The following is a 21065-nucleotide window of genomic DNA, read 5'->3' on the forward strand; positions in this document are numbered from 1 at the left end:
CGGGTCGGCGGCCGCTTCCGTTGTGTTAACGCCCCCGCCGGGGTGGTGACCGGCCGCTAGTGCCCGACTCCGCACACGCCTCGGGGCGGACCCCCCGTCCCCACGGGGGTGCCCCCCCTTCAGTACTTCAGACGTACGCCTTACTGGTTGTACGGACCGTAGTCGTAGTCCTCCAGCGGAACGGCCTGGCCGGAGCCCGTGCCGAACGGCGAGTAGTCGATGTCGTCGTAGCCGACGGCCGAGTACATCGCGGCCTTGGCCTCCTCGGTCGGCTCGACCCGGATGTTGCGGTAGCGGGACAGACCCGTACCGGCCGGGATGAGCTTACCGATGATGACGTTCTCCTTGAGGCCGATCAGGGAGTCGGACTTGGCGTTGATCGCCGCGTCCGTCAGCACCCTGGTCGTCTCCTGGAAGGACGCCGCCGACAGCCAGGACTCCGTGGCCAGCGAGGCCTTGGTGATACCCATGAGCTGCGGACGACCGGAGGCCGGGTGACCGCCCTCCTGCACCACACGACGGTTCTCGACCTCGAACTTCGAGCGCTCGACGAGCTCGCCGGGCAGCAGCTCGGCGTCGCCGGACTCGATGATCGTCACCCGGCGCAGCATCTGCCGGATGATGATCTCGATGTGCTTGTCGTGGATCGACACACCCTGCGAGTTGTAGACCTTCTGGACCTCGCCGACCAGGTGGACCTGGACGGCACGCTGACCCAGAATGCGCAGCACGTCGTGCGGGTTGGTGGCACCCACGGTGAGCTTCTGGCCCACCTCGACGTGCTCGCCCTCGCTCACCAGGAGACGGGCGCGCTTCGAGATCGGGAACGCCGTCTCGTCGCTGCCGTCGTCCGGCGTGATGACGATCTTCTTGGTCTTCTCGGTCTCCTCGATCCGCACGCGGCCCTGGGCCTCGGAGATCGGGGCGACACCCTTCGGGGTACGGGCCTCGAAGAGCTCGACGACACGCGGCAGACCCTGGGTGATGTCGTCACCGGCCACACCACCGGTGTGGAAGGTACGCATCGTCAGCTGGGTGCCGGGCTCACCGATGGACTGGGCGGCGATGATGCCGACCGCCTCACCGATGTCGACCAGCTTGCCGGTGGCCAGCGAGCGGCCGTAGCACATGGCGCAGGTGCCGACCTGGGACTCACAGGTCAGGATCGAACGGGTCTTGACCTCCTCGACACCGTGGCGCACGAGCTGGTCGATGAGCACGTCGCCCAGGTCCACGTTGGCCGGCGCGATCACCTTGCCGTCGATGACGACGTCCTCGGCGAGCATGCGGGCGTAGACGCTGGTCTCGACGTCCTCGGCCTTGCGCAGCACACCGGCCTCGTCGTGCGAGGCGATCCGCAGCTTCAGACCGCGCTCGGTGCCGCAGTCCTCCTCGCGGATGATGACGTCCTGCGAGACGTCCACCAGACGACGGGTCAGGTAACCCGAGTCGGCGGTACGCAGGGCGGTGTCGGCCAGACCCTTACGGGCACCGTGCGTCGAGATGAAGTACTCGAGGACGGACAGGCCCTCACGGAACGAGGCCTTGATCGGACGCGGGATGGTCTCGTTCTTCGCGTTCGACACCAGACCACGCATACCGGCGATCTGCCGCATCTGCATCATGTTTCCTCGGGCACCCGAGTCAACCATCATGAAGATGGGGTTCGTCTTGGGGAAGTTCGCGTTCATCGCCTCGGCGACCTCGTTGGTCGCCTTGGTCCAGATCGCGATGAGCTCCTGCGTGCGCTCTTCCTTGGTGATCAGACCGCGCTCGTACTGCTTCTGGACCTTCTCGTCCTGCGCCTCGTAGCCCTTGACGATCTCCTTCTTCGCCTCGGGAACGACGATGTCGGAGATGGCCACGGTGACACCGGAGCGGGTGCCCCAGTAGAAGCCGGCCGCCTTCAGGTTGTCGAGCGTCGCCGCCACGATGACCTTGGGGTAGCGCTCCGCGAGGTCGTTGACGATCTCACCGAGCTGCTTCTTGCCCACCGAGTAGTCGACGAACGGGTAGTCCTCGGGCAGCAGCTCGTTGAAGAGCGCGCGGCCCAGGGTCGTCCGCAGGCGGAAGGTGTCACCCTGCTGCCACTCCGGCTCGCCCTCTTCGCGGGCCGGCGGGGTCCAGCCGCGCGGCGGGATGGTGCCCACCGGGAAGCGGATGTCGATCGCCGACTGCAGCGCGAGCTCACCGGCGTCGAACGCCATGACCGCCTCGGCCGAGGAGCCGAACGCGCGGCCCTCGCCCTTGGTGTCACGCAGCTCGCCGTCGGTGGTGAGGAAGAACAGACCGAGGACCATGTCCTGGGTCGGCATCGTCACCGGACGGCCGTCGGCGGGCTTCAGGATGTTGTTCGAGGACAGCATCAGGATGCGGGCCTCGGCCTGCGCCTCCGCGGAGAGCGGCAGGTGGACGGCCATCTGGTCACCGTCGAAGTCCGCGTTGAACGCGGTACAGACGAGCGGGTGGATCTGGATGGCCTTGCCCTCGACCAGCTGCGGCTCGAAGGCCTGGATGCCGAGGCGGTGCAGGGTGGGCGCCCGGTTCAGCAGAACCGGGTGCTCGGCGATGACCTCTTCGAGGACGTCGTACACGACCGTGCGGCCGCGCTCCACCATGCGCTTGGCGCTCTTGATGTTCTGCGCGTGGTTCAGGTCGACCAGGCGCTTCATCACGAACGGCTTGAAGAGCTCCAGCGCCATGGCCTTCGGCAGACCGCACTGGTGCAGCTTCAGCTGCGGACCGACGACGATCACGGAACGCGCGGAGTAGTCCACACGCTTGCCGAGCAGGTTCTGACGGAATCGACCCTGCTTGCCCTTCAGCATGTCGCTGAGGGACTTCAGCGGGCGGTTACCCGGACCGGTGACCGGACGGCCACGACGACCGTTGTCGAACAGCGCGTCGACGGCCTCCTGGAGCATGCGCTTCTCGTTGTTCACGATGATCTCGGGCGCACCGAGGTCGAGAAGGCGCTTCAGGCGGTTGTTCCGGTTGATCACACGGCGGTACAGGTCGTTCAGGTCGGAGGTCGCGAAGCGGCCACCGTCCAGCTGCACCATCGGGCGAAGGTCCGGCGGGATGACCGGCACGCAGTCGAGCACCATGCCCTTGGGGCTGTTGCTGGTCTGCAGGAACGCGGAGACGACCTTCAGGCGCTTGAGCGCACGGGTCTTCTTCTGGCCCTTGCCGGTACGGATGATCTCGCGGAGACGCTCGGCCTCCTCCTCGAGGTCGAAGGACTCCAGGCGCTTCTGCAGCGCCGCGGCACCCATCGAACCGTCGAAGTACGTGCCGAAGCGGTCACGCAGCTCGCGGTAGAGCAGCTCGTCGCCCTCGAGGTCCTGGACCTTGAGGTTCTTGAAGCGGGCCCACACCTCGTCGAGGCGGTCGATCTCGCGCTGGGCGCGGTCACGCAGCTGCTTCATCTCGCGCTCGGCGCCTTCGCGCACCTTGCGGCGCACGTCGGCCTTGGCGCCCTCGGCCTCGAGCTCGGCCAGGTCGGTCTCGAGCTTCTTGGCGCGGGCCTCGAGGTCGGAGTCGCGACGGTTCTCGATCTGCTGACGCTCGACGGAGACGTGCGCCTCCAGCGAGGGCAGGTCACGAGTACGGCGCTCGTCGTCGACGTACGTGATCATGTACGCCGCGAAGTAGATGACCTTCTCGAGGTCCTTGGGAGCCAGGTCGAGCAGGTAGCCCAGACGGCTCGGGACACCCTTGAAGTACCAGATGTGCGTGACGGGAGCGGCGAGCTCGATGTGGCCCATCCGCTCACGACGCACCTTGGCGCGGGTCACCTCGACGCCGCAGCGCTCACAGATGATGCCCTTGAAGCGGACACGCTTGTACTTGCCGCAGTAGCACTCCCAGTCCCGGGTCGGACCGAAGATCTTCTCGCAGAAGAGTCCGTCCTTTTCGGGCTTGAGCGTGCGGTAGTTGATCGTCTCGGGCTTCTTGACCTCGCCGTGGCTCCACTGACGGATGTCGTCAGCGGTAGCCAGACCGATCCGGAGCTCGTCGAAGAAGTTGACGTCGAGCACTATGCGTCAATCCCTCTCAGGGTTGTAAGTCTTGGGGTCTGATACGGGGGTCCTGGGGCCGGCAGGGCTCAACGTCGTGAGCCCTGCCGAACTCCCGTCAGACCTCTTCGACGCTGCTCGGCTCACGCCGGGACAGGTCGATGCCGAGCTCCTCCGCAGCGCGGAAGACATCCTCGTCGGTGTCACGCATCTCGATGGACATACCGTCACTGGACAGCACCTCCACGTTCAGGCAGAGAGACTGCATCTCCTTGATGAGCACCTTGAAGGACTCGGGGATGCCGGGCTCGGGGATGTTCTCGCCCTTGACGATGGCCTCGTAGACCTTCACGCGGCCGGTGACGTCGTCGGACTTGATCGTCAGCAGCTCCTGGAGGGCGTACGCGGCGCCATAAGCCTCCAGCGCCCACACCTCCATCTCGCCGAAACGCTGACCGCCGAACTGCGCCTTACCACCCAGCGGCTGCTGGGTGATCATCGAGTACGGACCGGTCGAGCGGGCGTGCAGCTTGTCGTCGACCAGGTGGTGCAGCTTCAGGATGTACATGTAGCCGACCGAGACCGGCTCCGGGAACGGCTCGCCGGAGCGGCCGTCGAACATCCGGGCCTTACCGGTCGGGAGCACCATGCGGTCGCCGTCGCGGTTCGGGATGGTGTGGTTCAGCAGACCCGCGAGCTCGTCCTCACGCGCACCGTCGAAGACGGGGGTGGCGACGTTGGTACCCGGGGCGACCTGGTCGGCGCCGATGAGCTGAAGGCGCTTCGCCCAGTCCTCGCCGAGACCGGAGACGTCCCAGCCGCGGCTGGCGAGCCAGCCGAGGTGGATCTCCAGCACCTGTCCCGGGTTCATTCGGGACGGCACACCCAGCGGGTTGAGGATGATGTCGACCGGGGTCCCGTCCTCGAGGAACGGCATGTCCTCGATGGGCAGGATCTTGGAGATGACACCCTTGTTGCCGTGGCGGCCGGCGAGCTTGTCACCGTCCGTGATCTTGCGCTTCTGCGCCACGTAGACCCGAACCAGCTGGTTCACGCCCGGCGGCAGCTCGTCGCCTTCCTCACGGTCGAAGACGCGGACGCCGATGACCTTGCCGATCTCGCCGTGCGGCACCTTCAGCGAGGTGTCACGGACCTCACGGGCCTTCTCACCGAAGATCGCGCGCAGCAGGCGCTCCTCCGGGGTCAGCTCGGTCTCACCCTTGGGCGTGACCTTGCCGACGAGGATGTCACCGGCGACGACCTCGGCACCGATACGGATGATGCCGCGCTCGTCGAGGTCGGCGAGGACCTCCTCGGAGACGTTCGGGATGTCCCGGGTGATCTCCTCGGGGCCGAGCTTGGTGTCACGGGCGTCGACCTCGTGCTCCTCGATGTGGATCGAGGAGAGGACGTCGTCCTGCACGAGGCGCTGCGACAGGATGATCGCGTCCTCGTAGTTGTGACCCTCCCACGGCATGAACGCCACGAGCAGGTTCTTGCCCAGGGCCATCTCGCCGTTCTCGGTGGCCGGGCCGTCGGCGAGGACCTGACCGGTGATGATCCGGTCGCCCTCGTTGACGATGACCTTCTGGTTGACCGAGGTGCCCTGGTTGGAGCGGGAGAACTTGGCCAGGCGGTACGTGATGTACGTGCCGTCGTCGTTGGTCGTGGTGATGTAGTCCGCGGAGACCTCCTGGACCACACCGTCCTTCTCGGCCTTGACCACGTCGCCGGCGTCGACGGCGGAGCGGTACTCCATGCCGGTGCCGACGAGCGGGGCCTCGCTCTTGATGAGCGGCACGGCCTGACGCATCATGTTCGCGCCCATGAGGGCGCGGTTGGCGTCGTCGTGCTCGAGGAACGGGATCATGGCGGTCGCGACCGACACCATCTGGCGCGGCGAGACGTCCATGTAGTCCACGTCGTCACCGGGAACGTAGTCGACCTCGCCGCCACGGCGGCGGACCAGGACGCGGTTCTCGGTGAAGCGCAGGTCGTCGTCGAGCGTGGCGTTGGCCTGCGCGATGACGAAGCGGTCCTCCTCGTCGGCCGTCAGGTAGTCGACCTCGTCGGTGACGACACCGTCGGTGACCCGTCGGTACGGCGTCTCCACGAAACCGAACGCGTTGACGCGGCCGTAGGAGGCGAGCGAACCGATCAGACCGATGTTCGGGCCTTCGGGCGTCTCGATCGGGCACATGCGTCCGTAGTGGGACGGGTGCACGTCACGGACCTCGAAGCCGGCCCGCTCACGGGAGAGACCACCCGGGCCGAGTGCGTTGAGACGACGCTTGTGCGTCAGACCCGACAGCGGGTTGTTCTGGTCCATGAACTGGGACAGCTGGCTGGTGCCGAAGAACTCCTTGATGGAGGCGACGACCGGCCGGATGTTGATCAGGGTCTGCGGCGTGATCGCCTCGACGTCCTGGGTCGTCATGCGCTCACGCACGACGCGCTCCATTCGCGCCAGACCCGTACGGACCTGGTTCTGGATGAGCTCGCCGACGCTGCGGATACGACGGTTGCCGAAGTGGTCGATGTCATCGGTCTCGACCATGATCGAGCGACCGGACTCGCCGACCGTCTCGGTCTCCCCGGCGTGCAGCTTGACCAGGTACTTGATGGTCGCGATGACGTCCTCGACGGTCAGCACACCCGCGTTGAGCGGGGCCTCGCCGCCGAGCTTCTTGTTGACCTTGTAGCGGCCGACCTTGGCGAGGTCGTAGCGCTTGGGGTTGAAGTAGAGGTTCTCGAGCAGCGTCTGCGCGGCCTCACGCGTGGGCGGCTCGCCCGGACGCAGCTTGCGGTAGATGTCGAGCAGCGCGTCGTCCTGGCCCTGGGTGTGGTCCTTCTCCAGGGTGGCGCGCATGGACTCGTACTCGCCGAACTCCTCGAGGATCTGCTCGGTGGTCCAGCCGAGAGCCTTCAGAAGGACGGTGACGGACTGCTTGCGCTTGCGGTCGATACGCACACCGACCATGTCGCGCTTGTCGATCTCCAGCTCCAGCCAGGCACCCCGGGAGGGGATGACCTTGGCGGAGAAGATGTCCTTGTCGGACGTCTTGTCGATGGAGGAGTCGAAGTAGACACCCGGCGAACGGACCAGCTGCGACACGACGACACGCTCGGTGCCGTTGATGACGAAGGTGCCCTTGTTGGTCATGAGCGGGAAGTCGCCCATGAAGACCGTCTGGGACTTGATCTCGCCGGTCTCGTTGTTGGTGAACTCGGCCGTCACGAAGAGCGGGGCCGCGTACGTGAAGTCGCGGTCCTTGCACTCGTCGATGCTGTTCTTCGGAGGCTCGAAACGGTGGTCGCGGAAGGTCAGCGACATCGACCCGGAGAAGTCCTCGATCGGCGAGATCTCCTCGAAGATCTCTTCCAGACCGGACTTGGTGGGGACGTCCTGACCGGACTCCAGGGCGGCTTCGACGCGACCCTTCCACGCTTCGTTGCCGAGCAGCCAGTCAAAGCTCTCGGTTTGCAGCGCGAGAAGGTTCGGAACCTCGAGGGGCTCCCGGATCTTTGCAAAGGAAATGCGCAGCGGGGCGGTGCTGGCGGCGTTGTTCGTATTCGAGATCGAGGCGTTGCGCGAGGCGGCCAAGAGGGGGTCCTTCCGAGGGCTCGGACTCACTACGCGCGTACCGGCCCCTCAATCCTGCGCACAGAGACAGAAATCCCAGGTGAGGGATTGTCTGGTCGTCTGGCTCAAGTGAGGGCATGCCCCTGGTGACGGGCAGGGAACAGCTAACAGGCAGCGCAAAGGGTCAGTGTAGCCACTTGGCACACTGATGTCCAGTGCGGGTTTCTCGAGACCCTCGTAGTTCTCAACGCCCTCGTCTGCTAGCCCTCAACGCACGGTGATACTGCCCTCTTCGCCGTCGATCCATGCCTCGGATACGGATCCTTGTGACGACGCGTCCTGAGAATTGCGCGCTGCGTGCGGTTCGTCAAGGCCCCCCTGCGCGACCAAAGGCGCTCGGAGACACGATGAAGATCACCATACCCCCCGGTCAAGCAGGTGCAAGGCAACCGTGGCCGCGCTCCCAGGAACGCCGAAGAGCGACCACCCAGATGGATGATCGCTCTTCGGTGCGTGAGCGTTACAGCCCCGGAGGGACTGATTCAGCCTTCGCGTCCGGTCGTCGCCGACCGGAGGGTGTTACTTGACCTCGACGGAGGCGCCGGCGGCCTTGAGGGACTCGGCAGCCTTCTCGGCGGCCTCCTTGGCGACCTTCTCGAGAACGGGCTTCGGGGCGCCGTCCACGAGGTCCTTGGCCTCCTTGAGACCCAGGGAGGTCAGCTCACGCACGACCTTGATGACCTGGATCTTCTTCTCGCCGGCGCCGGTGAGGACGACGTCGAACTCGTCCTGCTCCTCCGGGGCGTCGGCAACGGCGGCCGGGCCCGCGGGGGCGGCGGCGACCGCGGCGGCGGCGGTGACGTCGAACTTCTCCTCGAACGCCTTCACGAACTCGGAGAGCTCGATGAGGGTGAGGGTCTCGAACTGCGCGAGCAGCTCTTCCTGGGACAGCTTCGTCGCCATGGTGGGCGATCCTTCCAGTCAATTCGGCAGGTGCCGATGTACATGTCGGCGGGCGTACGTTCGGCCCGCGTCGACCGCCGCGTCAGACGGCGGTCAAAGTGCGAGCCGAGTTACTCGGCACCGCCCTGCTCGGCGAGCTTGACGCGAAGCGCCTCCGCAGTGCGGACGAACTTCGACGGGAGCGCCTGGAAGAGCTGAGCAGTCTGAGTCTGCTTGCCCTTGAAGGCACCCGCCAGCTTGCTGAGCAGAACCTCGCGGGACTCGAGGTCCGCAAGCTTCTTGATCTCGTCGGCGGACAGCGCCTTGCCATCAAGGACACCGCCCTTGATGACGAGGTTCGGGTTGTCCTTGGCGAAGTCACGAAGACCCTTCGCCGACTCCACCGGGTCACCGGTGATGAAGGCGACCGCCGTCGGACCATTGAACAGGTCGTCGAGCGTCGTGATCCCGGCCTCGTTGGCCGCAATCTTGGTCAGCGTGTTCTTCACCACGGCGTACTGGGCGTTCTCACCGAGCGAACGACGCAGCGTCTTGAGCTGCGCCACAGTGAGACCCCGGTACTCGGTCAGCACGGCGGCGTTCGAGCTGCGGAACGCGTCCGTCAGCTCGGCTACCGCGGCAGCCTTGTCGGGCCTTGCCATAGAGCGTCGGCCTCCTTCCGGGTGATGAGGACCGCTCAAAAGGGGCTGGGACAACGAAACGCCCCGGCGCAGGCGCACGGGGCGTTGCTCGACCGAATGAATTCCCTGGAGGGATTTCGGTCCGGGAGCGTATCCACTGACACCTGCGCGGGTCGTCCGCATTGCAGCGGATCCTTCGGTCACCGCCCCCTCTTGCAAGAGCACGGCAACGACCAGCGGTCTTTGGCTTCTGGAGGAGAATACGTGAACGGGTCACCGACAAGCAAATCCGCCCGTACGGGGCCCGCACCGGGCCCGGGGGGCGGACTCTCAGCCCCGGTTCTTCTTCAGCTCCTTGGCCAGGTCCACGGTGTCCGAGGCGGGCGGCGCCTTCACCGTCACGGGCTTGCCGAAGTCGAGGAAGGTGATGGTGAGGTCGAGCTCGCCATGCCGTCCGAGGCCCTGCATGCGCAGCTGCCGCGTGCGGTCCTCGGCGTCGGTCCACAGGTCCATGGTGAGTTCGTCCACACCCAGCTTCTCGTACTGGGCGAGGCTCTTCTCGGTCCGCTGCCGGACGCTCTCGTCGTCACCCTTGTAGGAGGCGCGGATGTCGTCGAGGGTGGCGGTGCCGGTGTAATGAGTGGTGCGGACGCCGTCGACGGTATCGGAGCCCGCCTTCTTCAGGTCGTCGGCCGCGGTGAGGAATCCACTCTCGTGCGAGGGGTTGTCCCGGACCTTGTCGGCCGCCGTGCTCGTGTCGACCTTGAGGCCGCTCGGAGAGGTCCCCGGCGCTCCGAACCTGACCCAGTGCTTGCCGTCCGCGCCCGCCTCGTCGCTGCCCACGTACAGCACCCCGCCGACCAGCCGGTACTCGCCCGTTCCCTTGTCGGGCCCGCTGAGCACGGTGGACTTCAGGCTCATGGCCGGCGGTTCGGTGCCGATCGCGGCCTCGGCCTTGATACGGCCCTCCTCCGGCGTCCTGCCGGTCATGCGGTAGCGCAGGGACACGGCCTGCTCGGCCCTCTCCGCGGCCCGGGTGACGGCCGCCGCGGCGGCGGAGTCACCCCCGCTCTCCGTCCCGCCCGCCGCCGCACAGCCGGCGACCAGCAGCGCGGACAGCCCGAGGACACCCACGGAAGACCTCATCCTGTTTCCCCCACAACCCCGTACAGAGAACACACGGTCGATACACAGCAAGACCGTGAAGCTATCCCAGAGGGCCGGAAGAGGTCCCGCGAATTACGAGCCGCTGCCCGCCCCCCGCTGCTGCTGCTTCAGCAGCGTCGAGAAGTCCGCGGTGTCGCCCGCCGGAGGCACCTCGGCGGACACCTTGGTGCCGTAGTCGGTGTAGTACGCGGTCTGGGCGTAGGCGCCCGCCGTGGTCTCGCCCTTCTCGACCTTCTTGACCAACAGGTCCCGGTTGTCGACCCAGATGTCGACGGTCTCCGTGGTGACGCCGGCCTGCTCGAGCGTCTTCTTCAGGTCGTCGAGCTGGCTCTGGCTGAGGCTGGAGTTCTTCTCGGCGAGGTCGGCCACGTCGACCGTCCCCGAGTAGTGCGTGGTCCGCTGTCCCCGCACCTTCTCCGCGCCGACCTCCCGCACGTCCCCTGAGGCCAGCAGGAGCTTCACCGACTGGTTCGGGGTGGTGTTCTGCATCTGGTCCTTCAGATACGCGCCGGAGCTGCCGCCGAGGCTCTCCAGGTCGTCATACGCGTACTTGATCCAGTGCTTGCCCCCGGCCTGCCGCGCGAAGGTGTCGCCCATCCTGGCGTAGTAGGCGTCGGGCAGATAGCGGGCCTCCATCGACGTGGTGCCCATCTGACGCATCGTGTCGGCCATGGTGCCGCCGGTGTACGTGATGGTGAGGGTGCCGGTCAGACCGTCCCCCCAGCCGAGAGCGCCGTTCGCGGTCATCGACATCACGGAGCCCATGGTCGTCGAGGACTCCACCTTCGCGGAGTCGGCGCCGTCGGTGGACTTCTCGGCGGTGCGCAGGGCCGCGAGGGGGCTGAGCCGGGGGCTGCCGTCCCCGCCCTTGCCGAAGACACCGGAACCGCCACCGTCGGAGCCGCCGGAATCCCCGCAGGCCGTCACACCCGTCAGCAGGGTCACCGCAGCGACCGAAAGGCCCGCGCGGCGCAGGGTCGTGCGCTTCATTCGTCCCACCCCCATGGATTCCTGTCACTGAACGCTAACGCACAGCACTGACAGTCGTACGGGAAAGTGCCGTACGGCCAAAGGGACGAGCCCCGCACCTCGAAAGGTTGCGGGGCTCGTCACCGACTGAGGGTGAGCTGTGGGGCTCAGACCGCGGCCGGGTCCTCCTCGACGAGAAGGTTGCGGGTGCGGTTCGAGTCGACCGGAATGCCGGGGCCGACCGTGGTGCTGATCGCGGCCTTCTTGATGTAACGACCCTTGGCGGCGGACGGCTTCAGACGGAGGATCTCCTCCAGGGCCGCGCCGTAGTTCTCCACCAGCTTGGTGTCGTCGAAGGACACCTTGCCGATGATGAAGTGCAGGTTCGAGTGCTTGTCGACGCGGAACTCGATCTTGCCACCCTTGATCTCGGTGACAGCCTTGGCGACGTCCGGGGTCACGGTGCCGGTCTTGGGGTTCGGCATGAGACCACGGGGACCGAGCACGCGGCCGAGGCGGCCGACCTTGCCCATGAGGTCCGGGGTGGCGACGACGGCGTCGAAGTCCAGACGGCCCTTCGCGACCTCGTCGATCAGTTCGTCGGAGCCGACGATGTCGGCGCCCGCGGCCTCCGCGGCCGCAGCACGGTCACCGGTCGCGAAGACCAGGACCCGGGCGGTCTTGCCGGTGCCGTGCGGCAGGTTCACGGTGCCACGGACCATCTGGTCGGCCTTGCGCGGGTCGACACCCAGGCGGAAGGCGACCTCGACGGTGCCGTCGTACTTGCTCGTGGAGGTCTCCTTGGCGAGACGGACGGCCTCGAGCGGGGCGTAGAGCTTCTCCCGGTCGACCTTGGCGTCCGCAGCGCGGAGGGACTTGCTGCGCTTGCTCACTACTGCTCCTGATGTGTTCTGAGGAGTCGTGGTACGGGCCGAGCAGGCCCTGCCACGGTGCTACGAAGGTGCTACGGGGCTGGGGATCAGCCCTCGACCGTGATGCCCATGGAACGGGCGGTGCCGGCGATGATCTTCGACGCGGCGTCCAGGTCGTTGGCGTTCAGGTCGGGAAGCTTGGTCGTGGCGATCTCGCGGACCTGCGCCTCGGTGATCTTGGCGACCTTGGTCTTGTGCGGCTCGCCCGAGCCCTTCTCGACACCAGCGGCCTTGAGGATCATCTTCGCGGCCGGCGGCGTCTTGGTGATGAAGGTGAAGGAGCGGTCCTCGTAGACCGTGATCTCCACCGGGATCACCCAGCCACGCTGCGACTCGGTCGCGGCGTTGTAGGCCTTGCAGAACTCCATGATGTTGACGCCGTGCTGGCCGAGCGCGGGCCCGACCGGCGGCGCGGGGTTGGCCGCACCGGCGTTGATCTGGAGCTTGATGAGCCCCGTGACCTTCTTCTTCTTGGGAGGCATTGCTCTCTCCGGGTCCTAGTGAGAGTTTCCAGCCGTCCGGTCCGGATGATCCGGATGGAGGCATACCGCACAACGATAACGGGTATCTGTGCGCGGCCAAAAACCGAGCAGGTCAGACCGTCCCCCGCAAGCGGGAGGTACCCCCAGCGAGAGCGTGGTCTGACCTGATCGGAGGCTTGTGCTCCAGAGGAAGCTAGTTCTTCTGGATCTGGTCGAAGCTCAGCTCGACCGGGGTCTCGCGGCCGAAGATCTCGACGAGGCCCTTGACCTTCTTCGAGTCGGCGTTGATCTCGTTGATCGTGGCCTGGAGCGTGGCGAACGGGCCGTCGGTGACGGTGACCGAGTCGCCCACCTCGAAGTCCAGCACCTGGACCTCGACCTTGCGGGCCGGCACCGGCTTGCCCTCGGCCTCGGCGGCCTCACGGGCGGCCTTCTCCTCGGCCTCCGGGGCGAGCATCTTGACGATCTCGTCCAGCGTCAGCGGGTACGGGTCGTACGCGTTGCCCACGAAGCCGGTGACGCCGGGGGTGTTGCGGACGACGCCCCACGACTCGTTCGTCAGGTCCATGCGCACCAGCACGTAGCCGGGAAGCTTGTTCTGACGGATGGTCTTGCGGTCGCCGTTCTTGATCTGGACGACCTCTTCCTGCGGCACCTCGGCCGCGAAGATGTAGTCCTCGACGTTCAGCGAGACGGCGCGCTGCTCCAGGTTGGTCTTCACGCGGTTCTCGTAGCCGGCGTACGTGTGGATGACGTACCACTCGCCGGGGAGGGTGCGCAGCTCCTCGCGCAGGGCGACAACGGGGTCGACGGGCTCGGCCGGCTCTTCTTCCTCGGCCTCGTCGACGACGTCCTCGGCCTCGACGTCCTCGGCCTCGACGTCCTCGTCGGCTTCCTCGTCCTCGACGTGGAGTGCGGCTTCCTCGTCCTCGACGTGAAGTGCGGCTTCCTCCGCGGGTTCGCCCGCTTCGGTCTCGGCAGCCTCGAACTCGTCCGCCTCGTCTGCGCCCTCGACGATGTCGAGCTCGTCGTCCACGGACTCGTCCGGCTCGATGGCGTCGTTCAGGTTCTGGTCAGACACGGTGGCTGCTTCTTCCTGGATACATAGGGGTGGAACATGCGAAAGGGGCGCCGGATACCTCGGCGCCCTTCGCTCTGGGCTCAGCCAAAAACGTATTTGGCGGCGTGGCTGAGTCCATAGTCAATCACGGTCACCAGGCCGATCACGATGACGACGAAGACGATCACCACGGTCGTGTACGTCGTCAGCTGATTCCGCGTGGGCCATACGACCTTGCGGAGCTCCGCGACGATCTGGCGATAGAAGAGCGCGAGACGCTTCAGCGGGCCCTTCTTGGCGCGCTTACCGCCCTTGCGGGTCTTCTTCTGCGCCTCAGGCAACTCGTCCTGGGCATCAGGCGTGTCGATGGAGCCCACGGCATCCGCCATTCGTCCTCACCTGTTCCCGGGTCGTGGCCGTGCCGCGCCCGGTCTGAGCCGCACGGCGTTGCATTGCTGTACGTACATGAGCTGCGCACACATCCTGATGACGGAGTGTGTAGCAGGGCCGGAGGGACTTGAACCCCCAACCGCTGGTTTTGGAGACCAGTGCTCTACCAATTGAGCTACGACCCTTTGTGTGTTCCCCAACGTACCGCATCCGACCGTGTGCTCGGTGTGCACCTGATGTGGCACGGCTGTTGGAGGCCAACGACGTGTGAGTGTACGTGGTCTTGAGCGCCTCGTCGAACGGAATGCGGCCTTGATCGGAATCACTCTGATGTTCAGTCGGCTGACCAGTCCGTGAAACCCGTGTGCCGGGCCGGTTTCCGGTCTGAAACCATGGGTCCCATGAGCGCTGCAATCCCTCCCACCGAGCGCCGGGTCTCCGCCCGCGTCGGCGCGATCTCCGAGTCCGCCACTCTTGCCGTGGACGCCAAGGCCAAGGCCCTGAAGGCCGCCGGGCGTCCGGTGATCGGCTTCGGCGCCGGCGAGCCCGACTTCCCGACCCCGGACTATGTCGTCGAGGCGGCCGTCGAGGCCTGCAAGAACCCGAAGTACCACCGCTACACGCCGGCCGGTGGTCTCCCCGAGCTGAAGGCCGCGATCGCCGCGAAGACGCTGCGTGATTCGGGCTACGAGGTGGACGCCTCGCAGATCCTCGTCACCAACGGCGGCAAGCAGGCCATCTACAACGCCTTCGCCGCGATCCTCGACCCGGGCGACGAGGTGATCGTCCCGGCGCCGTACTGGACCACGTACCCCGAGTCCATCCGGCTGGCCGGCGGTGTCCCGGTGGAGGTCGTGGCCGACGAGACGACCGGCTACCGGGTCTCGGTCGAGCAGCTGGAGGCGGCCCGCACGGAGAACACGAAGGTCGTGCTCTTCGTCTCCCCGTCCAACCCGACCGGCGCGGTCTACAGCGCCGAGGAGGCCGAGGCGATCGGCCGCTGGGCCGTCGAGCACGGCCTGTGGGTCATGACGGACGAGATCTACGAGCACCTCGTCTACGGCGACGCGAAGTTCACCTCGCTGCCGGGGATCCTGCCCGAGCTGCGCGACAAGTGCGTGGTCGTCAACGGCGTCGCCAAGACGTACGCGATGACCGGCTGGCGGGTGGGCTGGATCATCGGCCCGAAGGACGTCGTCAAGGCCGCGACGAACCTCCAGTCGCACGCCACCTCGAACGTCTCCAACGTGGCGCAGGTCGCCGCGCTGGCCGCGGTCTCCGGAGACCTGTCGGCCGTGGAGAAGATGCGCGAGGCCTTCGACCGGCGCCGCAAGACGATCGTGCGGATGCTGAACGAGATCGACGGCGTCCTGTGCCCGGAGCCCGAGGGCGCGTTCTACGCCTACCCCTCCGTGAAGGGGCTGCTCGGCAAGGAGATCCGCGGCAAGCGTCCGCAGGACTCGGTCGAGCTGGCCGCGCTCATCCTGGAGGAGGCCGAGGTCGCGGTGGTTCCGGGTGAGGCCTTCGGCACCCCCGGCTATCTGCGTCTGTCGTACGCACTGGGCGACGAGGACCTCGTCGAGGGCGTGAGCCGCATCCAGAAGCTGCTGGCGGAGGCCAGGGACTGACGTCCGCGTCCTCACGCGCGTGTGCGGGCCGTCTCCCTCGCGGGAGGCGGCCCGCTTCTTCGTGCCCGCGCGTCCACCGTGCCCGCTCTTCGTTCGTGGCCGCTCTTCGTTCGTGGCTGGCCGCCCTTTGTTCGTGGCCGCTCTTCGTTCGTGTCTGAGTGCGAGCAAGACCACTATCGGTGAAAGCGGTACCGGGACGACCGGAAGGTACGGCAGGATCCTGGGATGGAGCGTGTACGTGATGTCTCTGAGCTGCCGAAAGCCCATCTGCACCTGCACTTCACCGGGTCGATGCGGGCCACCACCGTGCTGGAACTGGCCGACAAGTACGGCGTGCACCTGCCGGACGTCCTGAGCGAGGCGCTGACCAGCGGGGAGCCACCGAAGCTGCGGGCCACGGACGAACGGGGCTGGTTCCGCTTCCAGCGTCTGTACGACGCGGCGCGGTCGTGCGTGCGGGAGCCGGAGGACATCCAGCGGCTGGTGCGGGAGGCCGCCGAGGAGGACCTGAAGGACGGCTCGGGCTGGCTGGAGATCCAGGTGGACCCGACGTCGTACGCGCCCCGGCTGGGCGGGCTGATCCCGGCACTGGAGATCATCCTCGACGCGGTCGAGACGGCCTCGCGCGACACCGGGCTCGGCATGCGGGTGGTGGTCGCGGCGAACCGGATGAAGCACCCGCTGGACGCCCGCACACTGGCCCGGCTGGCCGTGCGGTACGCGGACCGCGGAGTCGTCGGTTTCGGGCTGTCGAACGACGAACGCCGGGGCATGGCACGGGACTTCGACCGGGCCTTCGCGATCGCGCGGGAGGGCGGCCTGCTGTCCGCCCCGCACGGCGGCGAGCTGACCGGCCCCTCGTCCGTCCGCGACTGCCTGGACGACCTGGACGCGACCCGGCTGGGCCACGGCGTGCGGGCGGCCGAGGACCCCCGGCTGCTGAAGAGGCTCGCCGACCGGGGCGTGACGTGCGAGGTGTGCCCGGCGTCCAACGTGGCGCTGGGCGTGTACGAGAAGCCGGAGGACGTGCCGCTGCGGACGCTCTTCGAGGCGGGGGTGCCGATGGCGCTCGGCGCCGACGACCCGCTGCTGTTCGGCTCGCGCCTGGCCGCCCAGTACGACATCGCCCGCCGCCACCACTCCTTCACCGACCAGGAGTTGGCGGAACTGGCCCGGCAGTCGGTCCGGGGGTCGGCGGCACCGGAGGACGTCCGGGCGAAACTGCTGGCGGGCGTGGACGACTGGCTGGCGTCGTGAGCCCTCAGCCGGCGAGGCCGGCCAGGAGGGTGCGTGCCAGGCGTGCGGCGAAGTCGTCCGCCTCCGGCCGCTCCCCCGCCGCGTCGTAGGCGAACGCCCGCTGCGCGCAGGCCCCCATCAGCAGGGCTGCCGCGGCGGAGGCGTCCGCGTCCTGCCGGACCCGGCCCACGCCCTGTTCGGCCCGCAGATACGCGGCGAGCTGCTCGATCGGCACGTGCGGGCCCACCCCCAGGTCCCGCATGGCCTCGTCGTGCCGTCGCTTGAGCTGGGTCTCGGCATACAGGGAGGCGGCGATCGGGAAGCTCTGCTCGTAGAAGAGGGCGGCCTGGCGGGCGATCTCGGTGAGGTTTCCCTCCAGCGTGCCCCGGCCCGGCTCCGCCGCCAGGCTGCTCAGCAGCGGGGTGAGCCGGGGCAGCCGCTCCGCGAGGACGCGGATGAACAGCTCCTCCTTGCTCGCGAAGTACTTGTAGAGCGCCGCCTCGGAGCAGCCGGCCGCCTTCGCGATCTGCTTGGTGGTGGCGCGGGCCAGTCCGACGGTGAGCATCAGCTCGTGCGCGGCGTCGAGGATGCGGACGCGGGCCGGTCGATCCATGCGGGGTCCCCTCTTGACTGGTGAGTGAATGCTTACCCACTCTAGAGGCATCAGGGGTGAGTGAACGCTCACCCACCTGACCGGAGTGGGGAGCACACCATGAAGTTCACCGTTTTCGGCGCCACCGGAGGCATCGGCCGCGAGGTCGTCCGTCAGGCCCTGGACGCCGGCCACGAGGTCACGGCCGTGGTACGGGATCCCGCCCGCCTCGGTGTCACCGGCGACCGCCTGGAGGTGGTCCGCGCGGACCTCACCGACCCGGGGGCACTGCGCCCCGCGGTGACCGGACGCGACGCGGTCCTGTCCGGGCTCGGCGCGCGCAGCCGGAAGGACGCCGGGGTCGCCGCCCGGCTCACGCGTACGGTGCTGTCGGCCATGGAGGCGGAGGGCGTGCGCCGGCTGCTCGTGGTGAGCGCCGGTCCGGTCGGCCCCGAGCCGGAGGGCGACGGGGTCCTGGACCGCACCCTGCGCGGCATCGTCTCGGCGGCCCTGAAGGACGTGTACGCCGACCTTCGGGAGATGGAGGCGGAGTTGGCGCGCAGCGCCACCGAGTGGACGGTCGTGCGGCCGCCGCGGCTGCAGGACAAGCCGGTCACGGGGTCGTACCGGAAGGTGGTGGGCGGCTTCCCGCTGAAGGGCCGCTTCATCGGACGGGCCGACGTGGCGCACGCGATGCTGGCGATGGTGCAGGACGCGGGGACGGTGAAGCAGGGCGTGGGAGTGGCCTACTAGGCCGTGTCTGACAAATGATCACCTGGCGGGTTCACGGAGCCAGAGGACAAGGGAGGCCAGGACAAGTCCGGCGCGGTAGCGGTCGCCGAGTTTGTCGAATCTGATGGCGATCGCGCGGAACTGCTTCAAGCGAGCAAAGCATCGTTCGACCACGTTGCGATCGCGGTAGGCGGTCCGGTCGAAGGCGGGTGGCCGACCACCGGAGGTTCCGCGTCGTCGGCGGTTGGCGGCCTGGTCGCGCCGCTCGGGGATCGTCGCGACGATGCCCCGGCGCCGTAGCAGGTGGCGGATCGCCCGGCTGGAGTAGGCCTTGTCGCCCAGCACGCGGTCCGGTGTCGTGCGCGGCCGGCCCGTCGTGGCGCGCGGGATGCGGATACCGTTGAGGATCTGGACGAATGTGGTGGCGTCGTTGACGTTGCCGGGCGTAAGCACGATGGACAGCGGCAGGCCCCGGCCGTCGACGGCGAGGTGGACCTTGGTGGTCAGCCCGCCGCGGGACCGGCCGAGGGCCTGGCGCGCCTGCGAGCTGCCCGGATCTTCCAGTTCGTCCCCGTCTGCGGCCCCTTTTTGCGGGCGCCGGCGGCGTGCTGGTGAGCACGGTTGATCGTGGAGTCGACGGCGACGGTCCACTCGACCCGGCCCACGGCGTCGTCGCGGACCTGGACGTGCTCCAGCAGCTTCGCCCAGGTGCCGACCGCCTCCCAGCGGGCGAACCGCTCGTAGACGGTCTGCCACGGCCCGTAGCGCTCGGGCAGGTCGCGCCACGGAGCTCCGGTCCGCGTCTCCACAGCACCCCGTTGACCACCTGTCGGATCACGCCACGGACGGCCACGCCCGTCCATCTGCGGCAGCAGGGGTGCTATCCGCTCCCACGCCGTGTCCGTCAACTCGCCTCGACCTGCCACAAGATCAATCATCCGCGTGATCGTTGTCGGACTCGCACGCGGGGTCCGTCACGAACCGGCTCAGGCGATACCCCGACGGGTACTTCAAACGGCCGCACAGCGTGTCGATCCGGATCAACGACGCGTCGACTCCCGCCTCCTGCAGGCGGCGCACGTGGACGCGCAGCTCCGCACTGTCCCCGGTCTCGAAGACCACTTCCCATCGTCCCGCGCCCGGCGCCGTGCGAGCAGCAAGCCGCTGCCTCTCCGCCTCTTGCCGCCGCTTCCTCTTCCCCTGCCCTGGCACCGGCTCAGAATCCCTGGTCGGAGCCAGAGGAGCAAGGCAATTGAAGCCAGCACAACCCGGCGGAGTGATCATTTGTCAGACACGGCCTAGGGCCGGTCGATGCTCCCTGGCAGCCTGGGTCACTCGGGCCCCTTACGGCCTGGGGTCACTTGCGGCCGGAGGTCTCTTGGGGGCTGGGCATTTGGTGACCCTTGCGGCTCACGACCCAGGGCCGGTTGCCTCAGTGCCATTGCCCAGGCCAGTCGGTGACCCGTGGGGACCCGCTCGGGGGGACTTACAGCCCGACGCCGACCATCACCGGCTCGTTGACCAGCGTGACCCCGAAGGCCTCCCGCACCCCGGCCACCACCTCTCGGGCCAGCGCCAGCAGATCCTCCGCGGTGGCCGTGCCGCGGTTGGTGAGGGCGAGGGTGTGCTTGGTCGAGATCCGGGCGGGCCCGCTGCCGTACCCCTTGGTGAAGCCCGCCCTGTCGATCAGCCAGGCCGCGGAGGTCTTGGTGTGACCCTCCCCGGCCGGATAGGCGGGGGGCTCCACGTCGTCGCCCAGCCGTGCTCGCACGCGCGCGTGGAACACGGCGAAGTCGGCGTCGGTGAGGATCGGGTTGGTGAAGAAGGAACCGGCCGACCAGGTGTCGTGGTCCTCGGGGTCGAGCACCATGCCCTTCCCGGCGCGCAGCTTCAGCACGGTCGCGCGGGCCTCGGTGAGCGGCACCCGGTCCCCGGGCTCGACGCCCAGCGCGCGTGCCGTCTCGGCATACTTCAGGGGCGCCGACAGCCCGTCCGCGTCCTCGAGTTCGAACCGGACGCGCAGGACGACATACCGCTCCGGATCGGCCTTGAAGCGACTGTGGCGGTACGAGAAGGCGCACTCCTCGTTGGTGAGCGTGACCGTCTCACCCGCCCGGCGGTCGTAGGCGATCACCTCGGTGATCGTGGTGGAGACCTCCTGGCCGTACGCCCCGACGTTCTGGATCGGCGTCGCGCCCGCCGAGCCGGGGATACCGGCCAGGCACTCGACGCCGGCCAGCCCGGCCGCCACGGTGCGGGCGACGGCATCGGTCCAGACCTCGCCCGCGGCCAGCTCCAACGTCGTCCCGGCGAGTTCACAGCCGCGCGTGGCGATGCGCAGGGCGGTGCCCTCGAAGCCCTTGTCGCCGATGACGAGGTTCGAGCCACCGCCGACGATCAGCAGCGGCGTGCCGTCGGCGTCGGCCTCGCGCACGGCGGCGATCACCTCGGCGTCGGTCGTCGCGGTCACCAGCCTGGTGGCGGGACCGCCCAGCCGGAAGGTGGTCAGCGGGGCGAGCGGGGCGTCCTGGAGTTCCTGCACGCGCCCAAGCCTACGAGACACCACCGACAGCCCCGCCCTCCCCGGTCCCTGTCGCCCCGGCACCCGGCTTCCGACTGCCGAACAGCCACCCCGGCCGACGGCGGCCTGCCCACCCGAGACGCACGCGCGCGTACGGCCCCGCCTGGTGGG

Annotated in this window: 17 protein-coding genes and 1 tRNA gene; 3 read left to right on the forward strand and 15 right to left on the reverse strand. The window is 67.8% G+C overall.

The genetic code is table 11. The features are described 5' to 3' along the window. Positions 1-140: 140 nt before the first annotated feature. From ACFWBB_RS39875 to ACFWBB_RS39925, 11 genes are all read right to left on the reverse strand, one after another. On the reverse strand, positions 141-4040 hold the full coding sequence (locus ACFWBB_RS39875; protein ID WP_385283326.1) for a DNA-directed RNA polymerase subunit beta': 3900 nt from the start codon (positions 4038-4040) through the stop codon (positions 141-143). A gap of 97 nt (positions 4041-4137) precedes the next feature. Further along, positions 4138-7623 carry a DNA-directed RNA polymerase subunit beta gene (gene rpoB / locus ACFWBB_RS39880; protein ID WP_385283329.1) on the reverse strand — a complete coding sequence of 1162 codons (3486 nt, stop codon included), beginning with the start codon at positions 7621-7623 and terminating at the stop codon, positions 4138-4140. 558 nt (positions 7624-8181) lie between these two features. Beyond that, on the reverse strand, positions 8182-8565 hold the full coding sequence (gene rplL, locus ACFWBB_RS39885; RefSeq protein WP_385283332.1) for a 50S ribosomal protein L7/L12: 384 nt from the start codon (positions 8563-8565) through the stop codon (positions 8182-8184). A 110-nt stretch (positions 8566-8675) separates the two neighbouring features. Continuing rightward, positions 8676-9206 (reverse strand): 50S ribosomal protein L10, encoded by a 531-nt coding sequence (rplJ, locus tag ACFWBB_RS39890; RefSeq protein ID WP_385283334.1) that lies wholly within the window; start codon positions 9204-9206, stop codon positions 8676-8678. 309 nt (positions 9207-9515) lie between these two features. Continuing rightward, positions 9516-10331 carry a hypothetical protein gene (locus tag ACFWBB_RS39895; protein ID WP_385283337.1) on the reverse strand — a complete coding sequence of 272 codons (816 nt, stop codon included), beginning with the start codon at positions 10329-10331 and terminating at the stop codon, positions 9516-9518. Positions 10332-10424: 93 nt separating this feature from the next. After that, positions 10425-11342 carry a hypothetical protein gene (locus ACFWBB_RS39900; RefSeq protein ID WP_385283339.1) on the reverse strand — a complete coding sequence of 306 codons (918 nt, stop codon included), beginning with the start codon at positions 11340-11342 and terminating at the stop codon, positions 10425-10427. 146 nt (positions 11343-11488) lie between these two features. Next, entirely contained in the window at positions 11489-12214 is a 726-nt protein-coding gene (gene rplA / locus ACFWBB_RS39905) for a 50S ribosomal protein L1 (protein ID WP_385283341.1), read from the reverse strand. An 86-nt stretch (positions 12215-12300) separates the two neighbouring features. Then, a complete protein-coding gene (gene rplK, locus ACFWBB_RS39910; protein WP_020132675.1) occupies positions 12301-12735 on the reverse strand; it encodes a 50S ribosomal protein L11 in 435 nt (144 codons plus the stop codon). Positions 12736-12928: 193 nt separating this feature from the next. Then, positions 12929-13816: a transcription termination/antitermination protein NusG gene (gene nusG / locus ACFWBB_RS39915; RefSeq protein WP_385283345.1), complete on the reverse strand. Its 888-nt coding sequence runs from the start codon at positions 13814-13816 to the stop codon at positions 12929-12931. 80 nt (positions 13817-13896) lie between these two features. Next, the gene (gene secE / locus ACFWBB_RS39920) at positions 13897-14184 is read right to left on the reverse strand and encodes a preprotein translocase subunit SecE (protein WP_385283347.1); all 288 of its coding nucleotides are present in this window, start codon (positions 14182-14184) and stop codon (positions 13897-13899) included. 113 nt (positions 14185-14297) lie between these two features. Next, a tRNA-Trp gene (locus ACFWBB_RS39925) sits at positions 14298-14370 on the reverse strand. 216 nt (positions 14371-14586) lie between these two features. On the opposite strand from ACFWBB_RS39925, the gene ACFWBB_RS39930 reads away from it, so the two are divergent. Continuing rightward, positions 14587-15813 (forward strand): pyridoxal phosphate-dependent aminotransferase, encoded by a 1227-nt coding sequence (locus ACFWBB_RS39930; protein ID WP_385283350.1) that lies wholly within the window; start codon positions 14587-14589, stop codon positions 15811-15813. Positions 15814-16038: 225 nt separating this feature from the next. After that, a complete protein-coding gene (locus ACFWBB_RS39935; protein ID WP_385283353.1) occupies positions 16039-17070 on the forward strand; it encodes an adenosine deaminase in 1032 nt (343 codons plus the stop codon). Positions 17071-17074: 4 nt separating this feature from the next. Here the strand turns inward: ACFWBB_RS39935 and ACFWBB_RS39940 are convergent, their stop codons facing one another. After that, complete coding sequence (locus ACFWBB_RS39940) at positions 17075-17662, reverse strand: TetR/AcrR family transcriptional regulator (RefSeq protein ID WP_385283356.1); 588 nt, start codon at positions 17660-17662, stop codon at positions 17075-17077. A gap of 99 nt (positions 17663-17761) precedes the next feature. On the opposite strand from ACFWBB_RS39940, the gene ACFWBB_RS39945 reads away from it, so the two are divergent. Further along, positions 17762-18394 carry an NAD(P)-dependent oxidoreductase gene (locus ACFWBB_RS39945; protein ID WP_385283359.1) on the forward strand — a complete coding sequence of 211 codons (633 nt, stop codon included), beginning with the start codon at positions 17762-17764 and terminating at the stop codon, positions 18392-18394. Positions 18395-18412: 18 nt separating this feature from the next. Here ACFWBB_RS39945 and ACFWBB_RS39950 read toward each other — a convergent pair. The 3 genes from ACFWBB_RS39950 to ACFWBB_RS39960 all read right to left on the reverse strand — a co-directional run bounded on the left by ACFWBB_RS39950 (position 18413) and on the right by ACFWBB_RS39960 (position 20915). Next, a protein-coding gene (locus ACFWBB_RS39950; RefSeq protein ID WP_385283362.1) for an IS5 family transposase occupies positions 18413-19311 on the reverse strand; the annotation gives its coding sequence in 2 pieces (ribosomal slippage) (positions 18413-18915 and positions 18915-19311; 900 coding nt in all). After that, the gene (locus ACFWBB_RS39955) at positions 19304-19495 is read right to left on the reverse strand and encodes a hypothetical protein (RefSeq protein ID WP_385283365.1); all 192 of its coding nucleotides are present in this window, start codon (positions 19493-19495) and stop codon (positions 19304-19306) included. The genes ACFWBB_RS39950 and ACFWBB_RS39955 overlap by 8 nt, the downstream gene beginning before the upstream one ends. A 364-nt stretch (positions 19496-19859) precedes the next feature. Then, a complete protein-coding gene (locus tag ACFWBB_RS39960; RefSeq protein ID WP_385283368.1) occupies positions 19860-20915 on the reverse strand; it encodes a UDP-N-acetylmuramate dehydrogenase in 1056 nt (351 codons plus the stop codon). Positions 20916-21065 lie beyond the last annotated feature (150 nt).

Origin of the sequence: Streptomyces sp. NPDC060000, assembly GCF_042737375.1 — a bacterium.
Classification (GTDB): domain Bacteria; phylum Actinomycetota; class Actinomycetes; order Streptomycetales; family Streptomycetaceae; genus Streptomyces.